We start from the raw sequence: 3,693 nt of genomic DNA, 5'->3' as shown, positions 1-3,693 counted from the left end.
TTGTAGTGTTCCTTTTTAGCAAATTTAACGATGAATCATAGATTTCATAATATAGGCCTCCGCTATTATTAGTTAGATTGCTAATGAGACTGCTGGTCTCGTTGACTTGGATTTTAAACCAATCTGCATCATTAGTTGCTTCTATCCCTATTCCATTTATTTGTTGTCCTGGGGTAATTGCATATGCTCTTCCGGCTACATCATTATTTTCATAAGGGTCTTGATTTCTGATACTTACTGTTAAACTTATATTACTAATCTGATAATTAATTGAAGGAAAACCAGATTCACTTATTTTTATATAATATTCCCCTGGTCCAACCTTATAGCTGAACGTCGCACTGCCTGGGCCGGTTGTATTGTTCCTTTTTAGCAAATTTAACGATGAATCATAGATTTCATAATATAGGCCTCCGCTATTATTAGTCAGATTGTGAATGAGACTGCTGGTCTCGTTGACTTGAATTTTAAACCAATCACAATCACCTTTGTATGCTATACTATCTGTAATTTGTTGATTAATAGTTATTTCTGTTGCGTTTCCGGCAATATTGTTTAGTACAGAGGCTGAAGCTAAGGATGGATGCCATATTACTAATAGAAATAAGAAAAATATAAAACTAATAAAATTCTTTTTTATGTAACACATATTTTTTTCAAATCTCCTTTTTCCTATCCTTAATTTGGTTCCTTTGATCTCCAAAGGTCAAATCCTATTGCTCTTAGAACTCCATTTCTACCTATATTTTACAAATCCTCTTTTTCTTTCAAATTAGGTTCTTTAATCCTATACATTAAGCGCTATAAGCCTATACATTTTAGGCCAAAAGGCATATATAAGCTTTCTGTTTTTCTCGAAATTCCCTTATAGATTATCTTAGAAAAGTTTGGATAACCGACTCTGGGATTCTTCCAATTATCTAACGAATACTCTTTGATGACTCCCTTCCTCAAAGGAATGTAAGCTCGTCGGAAAATCGTCTTCGCGCGGCTACAGCGTCTACTTCCGGGAGATGATTTCGTTGTGTACCATTTGAAGGCGGGCTCAGTAACCTGGGCACCGAGCTACCGTCCTCTGGGCAACCTAGGCGAACCTCAGAAGAACATCCGGGCAACTGTCGTTCGTCGTTCGAGCTCCTTACAAGACAGATAACAGAAAAGTAGATTTTACGATACTTAAATGATGCTTCAATCTTATCTTAAGCCGGCTCATTTGCATCCCCGTGCATATTCAATGCAGAGACCGGAGAATGAAATTCCCCGGCAACTACATTCTTTCACAAACGGATATTAAGAGTAACAAAGTTTATTTAGCTAAAGAATATGAGCAAGTAGCCACTAGAGAAGCTTCTTGCTCTAAAAAGAAGAGCGAACCTGTAATTAAAACGGGTTCGCTCGTTATATACCTGTCAACAATATACTATTTTGGTTTTAGATACGGGCGAGGGTTCCTGAGTTGAGCTGCTTAATCAACTGTTCAAATTCCGCTTCGGTCAGAATAGTTATACCCAGACCCTGCGCTTTTACTAGCTTTGAGCCAGCTTTCTCCCCAGCAACGACAAAGGCAGTCTTTTTACTGACACTACTCGCCGCTTTTCCTCCATACTCTTCGATAAGTGTCTCGATCTCCCGCCGCTCCCAGCGCTCTAGAGAACCGGTTACGACGATGATTTTACCCGCAAATATCTGTGGCTTTGTCGTGGTTCCTGCAGTCATGTTCACACTGGCTTTACGCAATTTAGCCAGAAAATGCCCCGTACTCTCCAGCGCAAAAAACTGGACCAAACTTTCAGCCATCGCCGGACCGATATCTGGGATCGCTTGGAGGTCCTCAAGGGTTGCTTCCTGCAGTTTTTCCATAGAGCCAAACGTCTGAGCCAAGATCTTCCCAGCTTTTACTCCCGTATGGCGTATTCCCATGGCGAAAATCAAGGAAGCCAGGCCTCGCTCTTTGCTGTCTGCAATTGCTTTCAGCAAATTTTCCGCAGATTTTTTGCCCATTCGTTCCACCGGAGTCAAATTATCAAACGTTAATGAATACAGATCAGCAGCATCTTTAATCAGCTCCGCCTCTAGGAGTTGTTGAACAACTGCAGGTCCTAACCCATCAATCGACATGGCATCCCGAGAGACAAAATGAATTATTCCTTCACGTTGTTGGGCAGGACAAACGATACTCTGACAGCGGTAGGCAGCCTCCCCTTCCTCACGTAAAACTGGACTCTGACATTCTGGACAGAGAGCCGGCATTTCAAAATGCCTTTCCTCACCCGTGCGTTTTTCGGGTAAGACTCGAACAACCTCTGGAATGACATCCCCAGCTTTATGCAGGAGTACATGATCTCCGATCCTGATATCCTTCTCTCGAATGTTATCCAGATTATGGAGTGTGGCACGACTCACAGTGGACCCTGCCACGGAAACCGCTTGTAGGACTGCAGTGGGCGTCAAGACTCCTGTCCGCCCCACTCGGATGATAATATCTTCGACGACCGTTTCAACTTGCTCCGCTGGAAATTTATAAGAAATTGCCCAACGGGGACTCTTGGCCGTAAAGCCAAGCTCCTGTTGCAGATCAAATTCATTCACTTTAATTACCAGACCGTCAATATCATAAGGGAAACGATGTCGCTCTGCTGCCATTTCTTCACAATAAGTTATGACCTCTTCAATATCCTTAAACACCTTATATTCAGGGTTTACGACAAACCCCTGCTCTTTTAAATAAGTAAGCACCTCTATTTGATTATGTAATCCCAATTCATTGGCCGATAAAACTTGATAGGCAAAATAATCAAGTTTGCGCTCAGCTGTAATTTTCGAGTTTAACTGACGTAATGACCCTGCAGCTGCATTACGAGGATTGGCAAACGTAGATTGCCCTTCTTCTTCACGTTCTTGATTTAACCGAGCAAAAGAGGCTTTGGGCATATACCCTTCTCCTCTGACACTTAACCTTGGAACCGTCTTGTTTAAGCGCAAAGGAATTGAGCCTACCGTTCTGACATTAGCGGTAATTTCTTCTCCCACAGAGCCATCTCCCCGAGTGGCCCCACGAACCATAAGCCCATCCTCATAGGTTAGGGCGACTGTTAACCCATCGATTTTAAGTTCTACAACATACTCCAATGAGGCAGCCACCTGGCGTACGCGTCGGTCGAACTCCCGTAAATCTCCCGCATCAAACGCATTATCCAGACTTAGGAGAGGTTCCAAATGCCGCACTTTCGTATATTCTTTGGCTACCTCTCCGCCTACGCGTTGAGTTGGAGAATCTGGAGTAACCCTATCTGGATGCTTGCCCTCCAAGTCCAGAAGCTCGCGCATTAAAGCATCGTATTCTGCATCCGAGATTAGCGGTTGGTCAAGCACATAATACTGCTTATTAGCATCTTCTAGTTCCTTGCGAAGCGTTGCTATGCGCTCGAATTCATCATGCACTAAAATTCCTCCGCTTTCAAATTAAGATAACTTAATTATAAGTCGATAACACAAGTCTTGCAAAGTAAACGACTAATGATACTATTTTTCCCATAATACTACTTACTAACTCATACATCCACCTCAAAAACTCCCACTTATATAAAATTTTTATATAAGTGGGAGTTCTAAGCTCAGATTCCATGGGGTTATAGTAAAATTAGCCTTGGAAATAGGTTGTCATTTGTGGTACGACTTGTTTTTTACGGGAAA

Annotated in this window: 2 protein-coding genes; both read right to left on the bottom strand. The window is 42.2% G+C overall.

What is annotated here, in order from left to right:
• Positions 1–703, bottom strand: a 703-nt coding sequence (locus UF75_RS25050; RefSeq protein ID WP_156146616.1) for a hypothetical protein, incomplete at its 3' end; no start/stop codon positions are given.
• Between the two features lie 728 nt (positions 704–1,431).
• On the bottom strand, positions 1,432–3,441 hold the full coding sequence (gene ligA / locus UF75_RS25045) for an NAD-dependent DNA ligase LigA (RefSeq protein ID WP_045577239.1): 2,010 nt from the start codon (positions 3,439–3,441) through the stop codon (positions 1,432–1,434).
• Between the last annotated feature and the right edge of the window lie 252 nt (positions 3,442–3,693).

It is taken from the genome of Desulfosporosinus sp. I2, assembly GCF_000960765.1.
In the GTDB taxonomy this organism is placed as follows: Bacteria; Bacillota; Desulfitobacteriia; order Desulfitobacteriales; family Desulfitobacteriaceae; genus Desulfosporosinus.
Note: the sequence above shows the minus strand (reverse complement) of the source record. Positions and strands in the feature narration are given on the sequence as shown.